This is a genomic window from Pseudomonas sp. PDM21, from assembly GCF_014852505.2.
Taxonomy (GTDB): Bacteria; Pseudomonadota; Gammaproteobacteria; order Pseudomonadales; family Pseudomonadaceae; genus Pseudomonas.
Window position 1 is genome coordinate 5,568,609 of the sequence record NZ_CM181223.1, and the last position, 16,513, is coordinate 5,585,121.

The 16,513-nt window shown below is 59.9% G+C and carries 14 protein-coding genes and 3 tRNA genes; 13 read left to right on the forward strand and 4 right to left on the reverse strand.

Going from position 1 to position 16,513, the window contains the following annotated elements:
- Positions 1–18: 18 nt before the first annotated feature.
- Positions 19–1,101 (reverse strand): peptide chain release factor 1, encoded by a 1,083-nt coding sequence (gene prfA / locus IB275_RS25700; RefSeq protein ID WP_138215893.1) that lies wholly within the window; start codon positions 1,099–1,101, stop codon positions 19–21.
- Positions 1,098–2,366 (reverse strand): glutamyl-tRNA reductase, encoded by a 1,269-nt coding sequence (gene hemA / locus IB275_RS25705; protein WP_045211202.1) that lies wholly within the window; start codon positions 2,364–2,366, stop codon positions 1,098–1,100. The genes prfA and hemA overlap by 4 nt, the downstream gene beginning before the upstream one ends.
- 145 nt (positions 2,367–2,511) lie before the next feature.
- Here hemA and IB275_RS25710 point away from each other — a divergent pair, with 145 nt between their 5' ends.
- From IB275_RS25710 to IB275_RS25760, 11 genes are all read left to right on the forward strand, one after another.
- On the forward strand, positions 2,512–4,278 hold the full coding sequence (locus IB275_RS25710; RefSeq protein ID WP_192292384.1) for a tetratricopeptide repeat protein: 1,767 nt from the start codon (positions 2,512–2,514) through the stop codon (positions 4,276–4,278).
- A gap of 3 nt (positions 4,279–4,281) precedes the next feature.
- The gene (lolB, locus tag IB275_RS25715) at positions 4,282–4,926 is read left to right on the forward strand and encodes a lipoprotein insertase outer membrane protein LolB (RefSeq protein WP_081516401.1); all 645 of its coding nucleotides are present in this window, start codon (positions 4,282–4,284) and stop codon (positions 4,924–4,926) included.
- A 1-nt stretch (position 4,927) separates the two neighbouring features.
- Positions 4,928–5,776: a 4-(cytidine 5'-diphospho)-2-C-methyl-D-erythritol kinase gene (gene ispE, locus IB275_RS25720; RefSeq protein ID WP_192292387.1), complete on the forward strand. Its 849-nt coding sequence runs from the start codon at positions 4,928–4,930 to the stop codon at positions 5,774–5,776.
- Positions 5,777–5,807: 31 nt separating this feature from the next.
- A tRNA-Gln gene (locus IB275_RS25725) sits at positions 5,808–5,882 on the forward strand.
- A gap of 62 nt (positions 5,883–5,944) precedes the next feature.
- Positions 5,945–6,019: transfer RNA gene (locus IB275_RS25730), tRNA-Gln, on the forward strand.
- A 52-nt stretch (positions 6,020–6,071) separates the two neighbouring features.
- Positions 6,072–7,013, forward strand: coding sequence for a ribose-phosphate pyrophosphokinase (locus tag IB275_RS25735; protein ID WP_015478849.1), 942 nt, complete (start codon positions 6,072–6,074; stop codon positions 7,011–7,013).
- Positions 7,014–7,125: 112 nt separating this feature from the next.
- The gene (locus IB275_RS25740; protein ID WP_081516403.1) at positions 7,126–7,740 is read left to right on the forward strand and encodes a 50S ribosomal protein L25/general stress protein Ctc; all 615 of its coding nucleotides are present in this window, start codon (positions 7,126–7,128) and stop codon (positions 7,738–7,740) included.
- Positions 7,741–7,778: 38 nt separating this feature from the next.
- Positions 7,779–8,363 carry an aminoacyl-tRNA hydrolase gene (gene pth, locus IB275_RS25745; protein ID WP_081516404.1) on the forward strand — a complete coding sequence of 195 codons (585 nt, stop codon included), beginning with the start codon at positions 7,779–7,781 and terminating at the stop codon, positions 8,361–8,363.
- A gap of 40 nt (positions 8,364–8,403) precedes the next feature.
- A complete protein-coding gene (ychF, locus tag IB275_RS25750) occupies positions 8,404–9,504 on the forward strand; it encodes a redox-regulated ATPase YchF (RefSeq protein WP_192292390.1) in 1,101 nt (366 codons plus the stop codon).
- 178 nt (positions 9,505–9,682) lie between these two features.
- Positions 9,683–9,759: transfer RNA gene (locus IB275_RS25755), tRNA-Met, on the forward strand.
- A gap of 151 nt (positions 9,760–9,910) precedes the next feature.
- Complete coding sequence (locus IB275_RS25760) at positions 9,911–10,801, forward strand: OST-HTH/LOTUS domain-containing protein (RefSeq protein WP_192292393.1); 891 nt, start codon at positions 9,911–9,913, stop codon at positions 10,799–10,801.
- On the opposite strand, the gene IB275_RS25765 is transcribed toward IB275_RS25760, so the two are convergent.
- Both IB275_RS25765 and IB275_RS25770 read right to left on the reverse strand, forming a co-directional pair.
- Positions 10,782–11,201, reverse strand: coding sequence for a type II toxin-antitoxin system VapC family toxin (locus IB275_RS25765; protein ID WP_192292396.1), 420 nt, complete (start codon positions 11,199–11,201; stop codon positions 10,782–10,784). The genes IB275_RS25760 and IB275_RS25765 overlap by 20 nt on opposite strands.
- Positions 11,198–11,443 carry a FitA-like ribbon-helix-helix domain-containing protein gene (locus tag IB275_RS25770; RefSeq protein ID WP_192292399.1) on the reverse strand — a complete coding sequence of 82 codons (246 nt, stop codon included), beginning with the start codon at positions 11,441–11,443 and terminating at the stop codon, positions 11,198–11,200. Before IB275_RS25770 ends, IB275_RS25765 begins: the two co-directional genes overlap by 4 nt.
- A gap of 534 nt (positions 11,444–11,977) precedes the next feature.
- Here IB275_RS25770 and IB275_RS25775 point away from each other — a divergent pair.
- Positions 11,978–13,447 (forward strand): DUF6531 domain-containing protein, encoded by a 1,470-nt coding sequence (locus IB275_RS25775; protein WP_192292402.1) that lies wholly within the window; start codon positions 11,978–11,980, stop codon positions 13,445–13,447.
- Between the two features lie 17 nt (positions 13,448–13,464).
- On the forward strand, positions 13,465–16,320 hold the full coding sequence (locus tag IB275_RS25780) for an RHS repeat-associated core domain-containing protein (protein WP_225607665.1): 2,856 nt from the start codon (positions 13,465–13,467) through the stop codon (positions 16,318–16,320).
- Positions 16,321–16,513: the final 193 nt, after the last annotated feature.

The following is a 16,513-nucleotide window of genomic DNA, read 5'->3' on the forward strand; positions in this document are numbered from 1 at the left end:
TCTCAGTCGCCCGCTCTCTCAATCACCGAGCGCGGCCAGCTGGTCGGCCTGGAACTCTTGCAGCAGCGGCTCGATGACCTGCTCCACCGCGCCTTCCATGACTTCACCCAGGGAGTACAGGGTGAGGTTGATGCGGTGGTCGGTCACCCGGCCCTGGGGGAAATTGTAGGTGCGGATGCGCTCGGAGCGATCACCCGAACCGACCAGCAGCTTGCGCGTGCTGGCGATCGCCTGCTGGGCCGCGGACTGCTGCTGGTCGTTGAGCTTGGCCGCCAGCCAGGCCATGGCCTTGGCGCGGTTCTTGTGCTGGGAGCGCTCTTCCTGGCACTCGACCACGATACCCGACGGGATGTGCGTGATGCGCACCGCCGAGTCGGTCTTGTTCACGTGCTGGCCGCCAGCGCCGGAGGAACGGTAGGTGTCCACGCGCAGGTCGGCCGGGTTGATCTCGATGGCCGCCTGTTCGTCCGGCTCGGGCAGCACCGCCACGGTGCACGCCGAGGTATGGATGCGCCCCTGGGATTCGGTGGCCGGCACGCGCTGCACGCGGTGGGCGCCGGATTCGAACTTGAGCTTGGCGTAGACGCTCTCGCCTTCCACACGGGCGATGACTTCTTTATAGCCGCCGTGCTCGCCCTCGTTCTCGGACATGATCTCCACACGCCAGCCCTGCTTCTCGGCGTAGCGCGAGTACATGCGGAACAGGTCGCCGGAGAAGATCGCCGCTTCGTCGCCACCGGTGCCGGCACGGATTTCCAGGAAGACGTTGCGGCCGTCGTTGGGGTCCTTGGGCAGCAGCATGCGCTGCAGGCGATCCTCCAGGCCGACCAATGCGGTCTTCGCCTCGGCGACTTCCTCCTCGGCCATCTCGCGCAGGTCCGGGTCGCTGTCCTTGAGCAGCGCCTGAGCGCCTTCGAGGTCGGACTGCACCTTGCGGAACTCGCGGAAGGCGAGGATGACCGGCTCCACTTCAGCGTATTCACGGGAGTAAGCGCGGAACTTGGTCTGGTCGCTGATCACCTCGGCGTCGCCCAAGAGAGCGGTCAGCTCTTCATAGCGGTCGCTGAGGATATCCAGCTTTTTCAGGAGGGAAGCTTTCATCGCTTGTCAGTGCCCTCCTCGAGGGCGAACAGTTCCTGCGCGACGGCCAGCGCATCGATGCGGCCCTCGGCGGAGAGTTTCTTCATCTGCACGCTGGGGGCGTGCAGCAATTTGTTGGTCAGGCCACGGCTGAGCTGGGCGATGACCTCCATCGGGTCGGCGCCGTTGGCCAGCAGGCGCTGGGCCTTCTGGGTTTCCTCGTCGCGCAGGCGCTCGGCCTGCTGGCGATAGGCGCGCAGCACATCGACCGCGGCCAGCTCGCGCAGGCGCAGCATGAACTCGTGCACACCGTCGCCGACCAGTTCCTCGGCGGCCTGGGCGGCGCCCTGGCGGCTCTTGAGGTTTTCGGCCACCACTTCGTGGAGGTCATCGACGCTATAGAGGTAGACGTCTTCCAGCTCGCCGACTTCCGGCTCGATGTCGCGCGGCACGGCGATATCGACCATGAACATCGGCTTGTGCCGACGCTGTTTCAGCGCACGCTCCACCGCGCCCTTGCCCAGGATCGGCAACTGGCTGGCGGTGGAACTGATGACGATGTCGCTGTTGACCAACTCGTCCGGCATGTCCGCCAGCAGAATGGCGCGGGCGCCGAACTGCTCGGCCAGCAGGCTGGCGCGCTCCAGGGTGCGGTTGGCGACCACGATGCGCTTCACGCCCTGCTCGTGCAGATGGCGGGCGACCAGGGTAATGGTCTCGCCAGCGCCGATCAGCAGCGCCTGGCTGCGGCTCAGGTCGCTGAATATCTGCCGGGCCAGGCTGACCGCGGCGAAAGCCACGGACACCGGGTTCTCGCCGATGGCGGTGTCGGTGCGCACGGTCTTGGCGGTGCTGAAGGTGGCCTGGAACAGGCGCCCCAGCATCGGCCCGACGGTGCCGGCCTCGCGGGCTACGGCGTAGGCGGACTTCATCTGCCCGAGGATCTGCGGCTCGCCCAGCACCATGGAATCCAGGCCCGCGGCGACGCGCATCATGTGGCGCACGGCTTCCTCGTCCTGATGAACGTAGGCGCAGGCGCGCAGGTCGTCGATCCCCAGGTTGTGGTAATCGGCCAGCCAGGCCAGCACGTCGCCGGCGTCCGGATGCTCGATCTCCAGGTAGAGTTCGCTGCGGTTGCAGGTGGAGAGGATCGCGGCTTCGCGGCTGGAAGTCAGCCTGCACAGCAGCTGCAGGGCCTCGACCATCTGCTCGGGAGTAAAAGCCACGCGCTCGCGGACGGCCACGGACGCGGTCTTGTGGTTGATGCCGAGGGCAATGAAGGCCATGCAGAGTCGCTGAGCTGATCGGAAAGCCCGCAATTGTCCTACTTAGCCTTGTGAAGGACAACCACCCGCGACGTATCGCACACTGCAAATCGTATACAGGCCCGTCAGCGGCGCTTGCCCATGGGATTGGCACTTTCCTTATGTCATGATGGTCCCATTTCGCAGGTCAGGCCCTCGTCCTTCCTCTATGAACAAGTCTCTTGCGCTGCTGACTGCTCTGCTGCTGCTCGGCGGCTGCCAGTCTCTTACACAGAAAAATTCCGACAGTGCTTCCGTGGAGAAGGACAAGGCCGCGGCTGCTCAGAAGAATCAGAAGTACGGCTCCTTCAGCGAAGACACGATGTTCTCGCTCCTCACCGCCGAGCTCGCCGGCCAGCGCAACCGCTTCGACATCGCCCTCGCCAACTACGTCGAGCAGGCCAGGGAAACCCGCGATCCTGGCGTCGCCGAGCGCGCCTTCCGCATCGCCGAGTACCTGGGCGCCGACCAGGAAGCCCTGGACACCTCGCTGATCTGGGCCAAGGCCGCGCCGGACAACCTCGATGCCCAGCGCGCCGCCGCCATCCAGCTGGCGCGCACCGGCCAGTACGACGAATCCATGGTGTACATGGAGAAAGTCCTCAACGGCCAGGGCGACACTCACTTCGACTTCCTTGCGCTGTCCGCCGCCGAGACTGACCCGGATACCCGCGCCGGCCTCTTGCAGAGCTTCGACCGCCTGCTGAAGAAGTACCCCGACAACGGCCAGCTGCTGTTCGGCAAGGCCCTGCTGCTGCAGCAGGACGGCCGCCCGCAGGAAGCACTGCACCTGCTCGAAGACAACTCCGCCAGCAAGCATGACGTCGCCCCGCTGCTGCTGCGCGCGCGCCTGCTGCAGAGCATGAAGCGCAGCGACGAAGCGCTGCCGCTGCTCAAGGCCGGCATCAAGGAACACCCGGACGACAAGCGCGTCCACCTCGCCTACGCCCGCCTGCTGGTGGAGCAGAACCGCCTGGAAGACGCCAAGGCCGAGTTCTCCGCGCTGGTCGAGCAATTCCCCGACGACGACGACCTGCGCTTCTCCCTCGCGCTGGTCTGCCTCGAAGCCCAGGCCTGGGACGAGGCCAAGGTCTACCTGCAGGAACTGGTCGAGCGCGACAGCCACGTCGACTCCGCCCACTTCAACCTGGGCCGCCTGGCCGAGGAGCAGAAGGACCCGGAAACCGCGCTCAAGGAATACGCCCTGGTCGGCCCGGGCAACGACTTCCTCCCGGCCCAGCTGCGCTCGACCGAGATCCTGCTGGACCAGAAGCGCTATGACGACGCCTCGCGCCGCCTGGCCGAGACTCGCGACCGCCAGCCTGACTACGCCATCCAGCTGTACCTGATCGAAGCCGAAGGCCTGTCCAATCGCGACCAGGTGGATCGCGCCTGGAACGTCATCCAGCAGGGCCTCAAGCAGTTCCCGGATGACCTCAACCTGCTCTACACCCGCTCCATGCTCGCCGAGAAGCGCAACGACCTGGCGCAGATGGAGCAGGACCTGCGGCTGATCATCCAGCGCGAGCCGGACAACGCCATGGCGCTCAACGCGCTGGGCTACACCCTGGCCGACCGCACCACCCGCTACAGCGAAGCCCGCGACCTGATCCAGAAGGCCCATTCGCTGAACCCGGACGACCCCGCGATCCTCGACAGCCTGGGCTGGGTGAATTACCGCCTGGGCAACCTCAGCGAAGCGGAAACCTACCTGCGCAAGGCGCTGGAACGCTTCCCCGACCACGAAGTGGCTGCGCACCTGGGCGAAGTGCTCTGGGCCCAGGGCAAACAGAGCGAAGCCCGCAAGGTCTGGGCCACCGCCCTGCAAAGCCAGCCTGACAGCGCCGTCCTACGCGACACCATGTTGCGCCTGACCGGCTCCGGAACCCTCTGATTCATGCGTTTACGTCACCTGATCGGCGCCGCCGCGCTTGCCTTGCTCGCCGGCTGCTCCAGCTTCGGCACCCACGAAGCCCTGGAAGGCCAGGGCAACGCCACCGCCTGGAACGCCCACAAGGCGCGCATCGCCACCCTCGACGGCTGGCAGATCGATGGCAAGGTCGGCATCCGCGCACCCAAGGACTCCGGCAGCGGCACCCTGTTCTGGCTGCAACGCCAGGACTACTACGACATCCGCCTGTCGGGCCCGCTGGGCCGCGGCGCCGCACGCCTGACCGGGCGCGAAGGTGCGGTGACCCTCGAGGTCGCCGGCCAGGGCCGCTTTGAGGCCACCTCCCCCGAAGAACTGCTGGAACAACAGATGGGCTGGCGCCTGCCGGTTTCCCACCTGCTCTGGTGGATTCGCGGCCTGCCCGCGCCGGACAGCAAGAGCCGCCTGACCCTGGACGGCGACAGCCGACTGGCCAAGCTGCAGCAGGACGGCTGGGACGTGGAGTACACCCGCTACAGCGAGCAGAACGGCTACTGGCTGCCCGAGCGCCTGAAGCTGCACGGCCAGGACCTCGACGTCACCCTGGTGGTGAAGACCTGGCAGCCGCGTCAATTGGGCGCAGGCCAGTCGAACAAAGCGGACCCGCAGTGACATGCAGGACCGCCTGACCCTGCCGGCGCCGGCCAAGCTCAACCTGTTCCTGCACATCACCGGCCGCCGCGCCGATGGTTACCACGAGCTGCAGACCCTGTTTCAGTTCCTCGACCACGGCGACGAACTGCAATTCGCAGTGCGCAATGACGGCGAAATCCGCCTGAACACCGAGATCGAGGGCGTTCCCCACGACAGCAACCTGATCGTCAAGGCCGCTCGCCGGCTGCAGGAGCAATCGGGCTGCCAGCTGGGCGCCGACATTTGGCTGGACAAGCGCCTGCCCATGGGCGGCGGCATCGGCGGCGGCAGTTCCGACGCTGCCACCACCTTGCTCGCGCTGAATCACCTGTGGCAGCTGAACTGGAGCGAGGACCGCCTCGCCGCACTGGGCCTGAGCCTGGGCGCAGACGTTCCAGTCTTCGTGCGCGGCCGCGCGGCGTTTGCCGAAGGCGTCGGCGAACAGCTCACGCCGGTGGAACTCGACGAACCCTGGTTCCTCGTCGCCGTGCCGCAAGTCTTTGTCTCCACAGCAGAAGTTTTCTCCGATCCCGAGTTGACACGGGATACTCCGCCCATTAAAGTTCGCAGCCTTCTCGGGGTGGACGGTCATAACGACTGCCAGCCGGTCGTCGAGAAGCGTTACCCGGATGTACGTAACGCACTGATCCAGCTAGGTAAATTTACCCAGGCTAGATTGACCGGCACCGGAGCTTGTGTGTTTGGGAGCTTCCCAAACAAAGGCGATGCTGATAAAGTTCGCCGCCAACTTCCGGCCACTCTGCCTAGTTTTGTTGCCCAGGGCCGTAACATCTCGATGTTGCACCGAAAGCTGCAAAGCCTGGAGTGAGAAGTAAGCAATGTAATCGGTTGTACGATACAGGGGCGTCGCCAAGCGGTAAGGCAGCAGGTTTTGATCCTGCCATGCGTTGGTTCGAATCCAGCCGCCCCTGCCATTAACCCACAGGGTTACACGTACAGCGTCAACGAACACATTGCTCCGCAAGTTGTAAGCTACAGGGGCGTCGCCAAGCGGTAAGGCAGCAGGTTTTGATCCTGCCATGCGTTGGTTCGAATCCAGCCGCCCCTGCCATTTTCTTCTGGCTCAACCGGGCCTACCCTCAAGCCGACACAGGTACTGCAGCGTGTCCAAAATGATGGTTTTCACGGGGAACGCCAACCCCGATCTGGCACGCCGTGTCGTACGGCAGCTGCACATCCCCCTCGGTGACGTTTCTGTCGGTAAATTCTCCGACGGCGAGATCAGCGTTGAGATCAACGAAAACGTTCGTGGTAAGGACGTCTTCCTGATTCAACCGACCTGCGCACCGACCAACGACAACCTGATGGAACTGGTGGTGATGGCCGATGCCTTCCGCCGCTCCTCGGCGACTCGTATCACGGCCGTCATCCCCTACTTCGGTTACGCCCGCCAGGATCGCCGCCCGCGTTCCGCCCGTGTGGCCATCAGCGCCAAAGTCGTTGCCGACATGCTGACCGTCGTAGGCGTCAACCGCGTTCTCACCGTTGACCTGCACGCCGACCAGATCCAGGGCTTCTTCGATATCCCCGTCGACAACATCTACGGCTCGCCCGTTCTTGTCGACGACATCGAAGACCAGCGCTTCGAGAACCTGATGATCGTCTCCCCGGACATCGGTGGTGTGGTGCGTGCTCGCGCCGTCGCCAAGTCCCTGGGTGTGGACCTCGCCATCATCGACAAGCGTCGTCCGAAGGCCAACCAGTCCGAAGTCATGCACATCATCGGTGATGTCGAAGGCCGTACCTGCGTACTGGTCGACGACATGGTCGATACCGCTGGCACCCTCGGCCACGCCGCCAAGGCTCTGAAAGAGCACGGTGCCGCCAAGGTCATCGCCTACTGCACCCACCCGGTGCTGTCCGGCCGCGCCATCGAAAACATCGAGAATTCCGTACTGGACGAGCTGGTGGTGACCAACACCATCCCGCTGTCCGCTGCTGCGCAAGCCTGTGGCCGCATCCGCCAGCTGGACATCGCTCCGGTTGTCGCTGAAGCCATGCGCCGCATCAGCAATGAAGAATCGATCAGCGCCATGTTCCGCTAAGGCGGGACAGCGCTGACGTAAAGCGCCCCGTCGCGTCGATGGGGCATTAGCAAAATCGCCCGAACGCTGGTCGCAAGCGTCCGGGCGATCTTGTCATTTTGGAGAGTGTGAAATGGTTGATTTTGTACTGAATGCACAAGAGCGTTCCGACCTGGGGAAAGGTGCGAGCCGCCGCCTGCGTCGTAACGAAGGCCTGATCCCGGCTGTGGTTTACGGTGGCGAGAAAGCCCCGCAATCCCTGACTCTGGAACTGCGCGAAGTGTCCAAGCTGCTGGAAAACGAGGCTGCCTTCAGCCACGTGATCACCCTGAACGTCGGTTCCGCCAAGGAAACCGTACTGATCAAGGCCCTGCAGCGTCACCCGTCCAAGGGTTTCGTCATGCACGCTGACTTCCAGCGCGTCGTTGCCGGCCAGAAACTGACCGCTCACGTACCGCTGCACTTCATCAACGAAGCCACCGCTGTTGGCGTCAAGGTTGGTGGCGGCGAGATCTCCCACGTGATCGCCGAAGTCGAAGTTTCCTGCCTGCCGACCAACCTGCCGGAATTCATCGAAGTCGACCTGGCCAAAGTAGAACTGGGCCAGATCGTTCACCTGTCCGACCTGAAACTGCCGAAAGGCGTAGAGCTGGTGCAGCTGGCCCACGGTAACGACCTGGCCGTCGCCAACATCCACGCTTCCCGCGTAGTGAAAGAAGAAGGTGAAGGCGAAGCTGCTGCCGAGTAATCGCGCGCACCATTGCCTTTAAGGAAGGGGCCCCCGTCGTGACTGCCGTACAACTGATCGTTGGCCTGGGAAATCCAGGCCCCGAATACGACCAGACCCGGCATAACGCGGGGGCCCTTTTCGTTGAGCGACTGGCGGACGCGCAACGCGCGAACCTGTCGCTGGACAAGAAGTACTTCGGCCTGGTCGGCAAGTTCAGCCACAAGGGCCGCGACGTTCGTCTGCTCATCCCCACCACCTACATGAACCGCAGCGGCCAGGCCGTGGCGGCGCTCGCCGGATTCTTCCGCATTCCGGTCGAAGCCATCCTGGTGGCCCACGACGAACTCGATATGCCTCCCGGCGTCGCCAAGCTCAAGAAGGGCGGCGGACACGGCGGGCACAACGGGCTGCGCGACATCATCGCCCAACTCGGCAACCAGAACGGTTTCCATCGCCTGCGGCTTGGCATCGGCCATCCGGGGCACAGCAGCCTGGTGTCCGGCTTCGTCCTCGGCCGCGCTCCGCGCTCCGAGCAGGAACTGCTCGACACCAGCATCGACTCCGCCCTCGGCGTGCTGCCGGAAATGCTCGACGGGGACTGGACCCGCGCGATGCAGAAGCTGCACAGCCAGAAGGCCTGATCACACCTCTATTTCCGCCACGTGGCGCGAGGAACCTAGCATGGGATTCAACTGCGGCATCGTCGGCCTGCCCAACGTCGGCAAGTCCACCCTGTTCAACGCCCTGACCAAATCCGGCATCGCGGCGGAAAACTTCCCCTTCTGCACCATCGAGCCGAACAGCGGCATCGTACCGATGCCCGACGCCCGCCTCGATGCGCTGGCCGCGATCGTCAAGCCCGAGCGCGTGATCCCGACCACCATGGAATTCGTCGACATCGCCGGCCTGGTAGCGGGCGCCTCCAAGGGTGAAGGCCTGGGCAACAAGTTCCTCGCCAACATCCGCGAGACCGACGCCATCGCCCACGTCGTGCGCTGCTTCGAAGACGAGAACGTCATCCACGTCTCCAACAGTGTCGACCCCAAGCGCGACATCGAGATCATCGACCTCGAACTGATCTTCGCGGACCTCGACAGCTGCGAGAAGCAACTGCAGAAAGTCGCGCGCAACGCCAAGGGCGGCGATAAGGATGCCCTGGTGCAGAAAGCCCTGCTGGAAAAGCTCATCCCCCACTTCAGCGAAGGCAAACCCGCCCGCTCGCTGATGAAGAACATGGGCGATGACGAGAAGCGCCTCGTCCGCAGCTTCCACCTGCTGACCAGCAAGCCGGTGATGTACATCGCCAACGTCGCCGAAGACGGCTTCGAGAACAACCCGCACCTGGACGTCGTGCGCGCCATCGCCGAAGAAGAAGGCGCCATGGTCGTGCCGGTGTGCAACAAGATCGAAGCCGAGATCGCCGAGCTCGACGATGGCGAAGAGAAGGACATGTTCCTCGAGTCCCTCGGCCTCGAAGAGCCTGGCCTGAACCGCGTGATCCGCGCCGGCTACGAGCTGCTGCACCTGCAGACCTACTTCACCGCCGGTGTGAAGGAAGTCCGCGCCTGGACCGTCCGCGTCGGCGCCACCGCCCCGCAGGCCGCCGCCGTGATCCACACCGACTTCGAAAAAGGCTTCATCCGCGCCGAAGTCGTCGCCTACGACGACTTCATCCAGTTCAAGGGCGAACAGGGCGCGAAAGAGGCCGGCAAATGGCGCCTGGAAGGCAAGGAATACATCGTCAAGGATGGCGACGTGATGCACTTCCGCTTCAACGTATAAGCGCCAGCCAGACCCGAAAAAGCCCCGGCCACCCGCCGGGGCTTTTTCATATGAGCGCCCTGCCCCGCCGCTCATCGCGAAAAACCCTCGCGGCAGGCTAAACGATTGATAGATCAGAACAATATTCAAGAAAAGGGGTTGACACCCCCCCTCGATCTGCGGAAAATGCGCGCCACTCGGCTACATAGCTCAGTCGGTTAGAGCGCAGCATTCATAATGCTGATGTCCCAGGTTCAAGTCCCGGTGTAGCCACCATACAAAACAAAGGGTTAGCGAAAGCTAGCCCTTTGTGCTTTCTGGGGTAGTGACTACGAAGTGACTACACCCTGTCTACCTCCCAAATCTGTTGCTCCCCTAGCTCCCGATCTCTAGCCTTGTCATACCCCAGATATGGATGGAGACAGGCATGGACGAGCCAGCTATTGACTTAACCCCCCTTCAAAACGACATCGCTCGAAAAGTTGGCGTTTGCATCATTCGATTGCAGCAGTACGAGCAGGGAGTGAAGCGACTCATCTCTACCCAGCAGATTGGGGGCTCCGTCACGACCATAGGGGACAATTTCGCCAAGCGAACAAAAGAGTTTGCCGACAAGACCCTTGGCCAAGTCAAAAACACACTCGTCAGCGGCTTTTTAAACAATGCACAAGACGACGAAGCGGACAACTGGGGAGTGGGCGCAACAGAACCGCTGTTCCGAGTGACGTTCCATGCACCGCTATCCGGGCAAGAGCTCCAAGATACTAAAGATCGCTTAGATAGCTTCGTGGCGCTCCGCAATGAGCTCGTGCATCACTTCACAGAGCGTTTCAATCTTCAGAGCTACGAAGACTGCCAGAAGGCGTTGAGCTACCTAGACACAACTCATGCCGCAATTGATAAACAACATCAGGAGCTTCGTGGATGGGTAGAGACAGCTAATCGGGCCACGAAAGCGATAAAAGAGCTAATGCAAGCTCCAGGTTTCGATGATCTTCTCGTTTTCGGGATTGTTGACGGCCAACCTCATAACTGGCCCCAAACGGTAGTCGTTCAGTACCTGAAAAAGATCGAACAAGCTTTTGCTGTTGATGGCTGGACCTGTCTAGCTGAGGCAATTAAGACACTCGAGGAAAATTGGCCGGAGCACACCCCAAAGAAATATGGATGTAGCAGTTGGCGGCATCTCATTCATGAATCGCGCCTATTCGATCTTCAGAGGCGCAGGCAGCATGGATCCGAGACAGGTCAGATCTGGTTCCGCAGCAAACCTAAATCAGAAATCTCCCCAAAGCCCGCTACAGTCCCCATGGGTTAGTCAGCGGGACGCCAAAGCTTTCAAAGTGACGGACGTTCCGCGTGGCGATCTGCACTCCGTGAAGCCGGGCAATCGCAGCGATTTGCCCGTCCGCCATATCGGGAATCTTTCCCTTGGCCTCACTGTCTGCCGCCAACTCCGCGTAATGCACTGCGGCGTCCGCATCGAACGGCAAGATCCTCCCATCAAAGTCCTCTTCGAACATAGCGATGGCCACGTCCTGTAGCGCTTGCCTGCGCTTACCTTCCGGCATCCTGGCGATGCCATAAAGGATCTCAGCCACCGTGATCGAGGAGATCAGCAGATCCTGGGCAGGTTGAGCATCGATCCAGGCAATCACAGCCGGATCCGGCTTTGCCCTCATCAACTCCGACAAGACATTAGTATCGAGCAGAATCATTCGTCGAAGTCCGCAGCCCGAGCCTTGGCCTTGCATGCCGGCAGCTCAATATCTGCCCCGCCAACCGACGCAAAACGGGCATGAATGCGGCTTCCCAAACCACTCTGCTTTTCTTTCGGAGAAAGCGCTTGGGCGAGAATTACTCGGACCTCCTCTTCCATCGAGCGGCCATGGTTCGCTGCAACCACTCGGAGCTTGGCCTTGAGGTCTTCGTCTAGGTTTCTAATCGTGATGCTGGCCATAGAGCCCTCCGGGAGAAATCAATGAAATCATTGATATCATAAGAGAAGCTGAATGGTCTATGCGAGCGGAGACAGACACCCGGCCAAGCTGCTCGTGCTTCCTTCCCTTGCGACGTCAAATCAGATCCTATTCTCGAGACCAGCAAGGCGAGCCCATTTAGAGCAAGGCACGTAAAAAGCCGCTCTAACGCCGAAATATGGCCGATCAGAATCAGCACTCCCCCTCAGACCGCTCACGGTCCGTCTGCATGCGATCAATCGCAGCCTCTCCGATTACGCATCCTCTTCTGCCGTTTGTTGTCCCCCTGTTGCCCATGTATCCCCCATATATTGTAGTGTTTCAGCTAATTAAAGTTGCTGTGTTGGGAATCGAGGAATATAAATTACTCAAGCTGAGCAAAGAAATATCCAGCTACTGACTTTTTTGAAATCCGGCCACGCGCCGGATTTTTTATTCCTGCTCCCAGTTCAAATCACGATTAATGCTAATCAGCCAAACCTTTCAACTCTCAGAACAATCGATACGGATGCCTTATGAAACCCCACATAGCTTTGGCGCTTGCCATTTTTATCCAATCGCTTGGAAACTACAGCCACGCAGAAACTTACACATTTTGGTTTACATCCAATACCCCAAAGCCCGTTTTCGGCTCAGCAAAAGAAGTGTGTGACTTTTTATACTCCGACTGGTGGCCACATTTAGCTGACAGGTATCTCCCTGACGAGAACTACTACAATCCACCTGAAACTCTAAGATGTGCAATGAAAACCTCTACAGGATTTACTGCCTTCGGAGCTGCTCAGAAATCCAGCATCACTTGTGCAAACGGAACCACTTTCGACTTCAATTCGAAACAATGTCTATTGGCCAATCACAAGGGGAGACCAACAGCGGCCATGTCGTGCGACACACCCTCACCGACGCAAGGCAACCCGATAAATATTGCAATTGGAAACAAGTATCAAGAAGAGTTAGATTATTCCAGCAAATTATTTGGTTTTTCCAGAAGCTATAATAGCGTCGATGGGCTTTGGCGACACAGCCTTTCAACACACCTAACGTTTATTAATGGCAACGTACTACTTATAAATTCTGACGGTAGCGAGCACTTATTCAGCCCTATCGATGGAAAGTTTGTTTCAAAAACAACACCAGGCAGCATCATCACTGGATTAAGTTCCTATACTTACAACTCTGCCAACAGCGAAATTCTTACATTTTCATCTTCTGGGAAGCTTACCTCCATAACCTCGAAACCTGGAATTACCTTACAGCTGAGCTACACAGATAAGACCATCACTGTCAGTTATGATCAGCATGCAATCGCCAAAATCTCTGAGGATTCTTTACACCAACCCAAGTCGTTCACCTCAGAGAACACAGCAATCGTGTACACGTACGATGCCATCCGACTGAAAAGCGCATCAAAAACAAGTAATGGAATCACCAAAACAACTAACTACACTTACTCACCCGGATCTCAACCAGGGCTTCTTACCTCTATTACAGACGCTAACGGTATCACTTTCGCAAAGTGGAGTTATGACTCTCAAGGAAGAGCGGTTTCAAGTGAACATGCCCAAGGCACTAACAAAGTTGATCTAACATATATCGCCCCCGACACCGTTACCGCTACAAATGAATACAACAAGAAGACGACATATCATTTCTCTTTAGTTCAAGGCCAGAGGCTTATTGACTCGATTACAGGGCAAGCATCGACAAACTGTCCGTACAGCAACTCTAACTACACCTACAACTCGCAAGGTCTGCTTGAAAAAATGGCCGACGCCAATGGCAACCTCACGACCTACGATTACAACGACCGCGGCCTCGAAACCAGCCGCACCGAAGCCTTCGGCACCCAGCAGGCTCGTACCACCACCACCGAGTGGCATCCGACCTTGTTCCTGAAAACCAAAGTCATCGAACCAGACCGCATCACTACCTACCAGTACGACGCCCAAGGCCGCCAGACCGGCCAGATCGTTACCCCCCGCTAAATACCAAGGAAGTCATCATGCAGGTACATCCCATGTACAGGCTGGGCGCGCTCGCCCTTGCCTGCGGCATCGCTATGTCCGCGACAGCGGCAGAGCGTAGCTGGAACTACACCTATACCGCCCAGGGACTGATCGAAACAGCCGACGGCCCACGTACTGACGTGCAGGACGTCACCCACTACACCTACGACGCCAAGGGCAACGTCACCAAGGCCACCAACGCCCTGGGGCAGGAAACCCTGCTGGGCAATTACGATGATCGTGGCAACCCCGGCACCATCACCGACGCCAACGGTGTGGTCAGCACCCTGACCTACAGCGGCGTGGATCCCAAGCTTGCGAGTATCACCACCGCCAGCAGCACCACCAGCTTCGAGCACGATGCGGTCGGGCAACTGACCAAGATCACCCGAGCTGACGGCAGTTGGCTGCAATACACCTACGACCCGGCGCGTCGACTGACCGCGATCACCAACAACCTTGGCGAGCGTGTGGAGTACGACGTCGACGTGGCCGGCAAGCGCACAGCGCAGCGCCTGAAAGACGCCACCGGCACACTGAAGCAGCAACAGAACTGGGTCTACGACGAACTGGGCCGCCTGCTGCGTTCGGTCGGTGCCGGCGCGCAAACCGATCACTACCAGTACGACCTGAACGACAACCCCACTGGCCACACCAACCCACGCCAGTTCAGCAACTCCAGCAGCTTCGACGCCCTGGATCGACTGGTCAGCCAGACCGATGCCCTGAATGGCGTCACCCAACTGGGCTACGACGCCCAGGACAACCTGACCAAGGTGCAGGATCCGCGCGGTGTCACCACGCGCTACGAATATGACGGCCTGGGCAACCTGACCAAGCTGATCAGCCCGGATAGCGGTACCAGCACCTTCGAGTACGATGCCGCCGGCAACGTCACCAAGCAGACAGATGCTCGGGGTGTAGTCGTGACCTTCAGCTACGACGCTCTGAACCGACTGACAGCCCGTCACTATCCGGCCACGCCGGCACTGGACGCCACCTACAGCTACGACGCCACAGTGGGTGGAAACGCTGGTATCGGCCGCTTAACCTCGATCCAGGACGGTAGCGGCACCCTCGCCTACCGGTACGACGCTCGCGGCAACCTGATCGAGCAGGCTCGCAACCTGAGCATTAACGGCCAGACGCTGGCAGACACCGTGACCTTCCAGTACGACGCCGCTGACCAACTGGTGGGCATCGGGTATCCGGGCGCTGTGCAAGTGGGTTATCCACGCAACGCGGGCGGACAGGTCACCAGCGTTACCCTCGCCCTCGATGGCGGCACCACCACCAATGTGGCCAGCGGCATCAGCTACCTGCCCTTCGGCCCTCTACAGCAACTGACCTGGGCCAATGACATCCAGCTCAACCGCCAGTATGACCAGGACTACCAGCTCACCCGCCAGGACGTCGGCATTTGGCGTAACGACTACCAGCGTGACACCAACGGCAACATCACCGAACTGGCCACCAACATCTGGGGCACGTTGAGCTACGGCTACGACGCGCTAGACCGCCTAACCAGTGAGAACGGCACCAGCAAGCAAGGTAGCTACAGCTACGATGGCGTAGGCAACCGCACACAGCGCCAAGTCACCGAGAACGGCGCAACGGTGAGCGCGACCTATCAGTACGCCAGTGATAGCAACCGCTTGACCGCCATCGACGGACAGTCTGTCAGCACCGACGCCGCCGGCAACCTGACCCAGGACCGTTCCAGCCGACTGCTCGGCTACGATGCGCAGAACCGCTTGGCCACAGTGAAGATTAACGGCCAGCAGGTGGCAGAGTATCGCTACAACAGCCTCGGCCAGCGTGTGGCCAAACTCACCGGCCAGGGGTTCACCACTTACCTGTACGGCCCCGACGGCCAACTGCTGGCAGAAACCGACTACAGCAGCGCCAGCGCCCAGCAGCGCAGCCAAGCTTATCTGTGGCTGGACAGCATGCCTCTGGCTAGTGTCGAAAAGCTGGCTAGCGCCACACCACGCGTGATCTATCTGCACAGCGACCACCTGAACACGCCACGACTGGCAACCGCCGAGAACCAGGACCTAATTTGGCAGTGGCAATCGGATGCATTCGGCAACGGCGCACCGAATCAGGATCCGCTTGGGAGCGGGCAACAGACGGTGCTGAATCTGAGATTCCCAGGCCAGTACTTCGATGCAGAGAGCGGGCTGCACTACAACTACTTTCGAGACTACGACACCGATACCGGGCGCTATATCCAGAGTGATTCGATTGGGCTAAACGGGGGGCTGAATATCTATGGGTATGTGTTTGGCAACCCCGTCAACCTCATCGATCCTAATGGTCTAGCTCCATGCCCTCCGGGTATCGCCCCACCAGGAACAGCGTGCTACATGTCTGATTCAAGCGGCCTGACTGGCTATCCCAATGAAGCGCGGTGCGCAACAGCAGATTGTGCCGCGAACATGCCTCGACAGAATGATATGCGCGCTCCTGACTTCGTTAATTTCCAGGTCGATGCGTGCATGGTCAGCGCGTGGGGAACATTTAGTCGAGATGGAAATTCATATGCCGGCTTGGGGTTTAATAGAGCTTATCCTTCAGCATTGAGTTTCTCCGGAAGTGTCAACGCGGGTTGGTTAACCCGTGCCTATGTACGCGACGGCGATGTCAATAACTTCCTAAATGGATACGCGGCAAGCGGAGCCAAGGCTTATTACTACGTAGGTGGCGGGCTGGTCTCTTCACCAGGCAATGGAACAGCAGTACTTATTGGCGTCGGGGCTGGTGTAAGCAAGGGTGCTTCTAGCAATAATGGCGGAAGCTTAGGCGCAGGTAACTCTTACAACCAAGGCAACACAGGGGTTAAGTGGTAATGTTCGGAGGCTTTTCAGGCGGAGATTTAGGAAAAAAGCTATAAGGCCATGGCTAGTGATTATTTGGGTCACATTTATGATTTCGGTAATTTTTTACCTGATTTTTAGCAGCAGTTAGGTCGATATGGGACCGTACTGGTCTGTCCCGGGCTGAGTGGACACTGACTTAAGGTGGATAATGCCCACCGCGAGG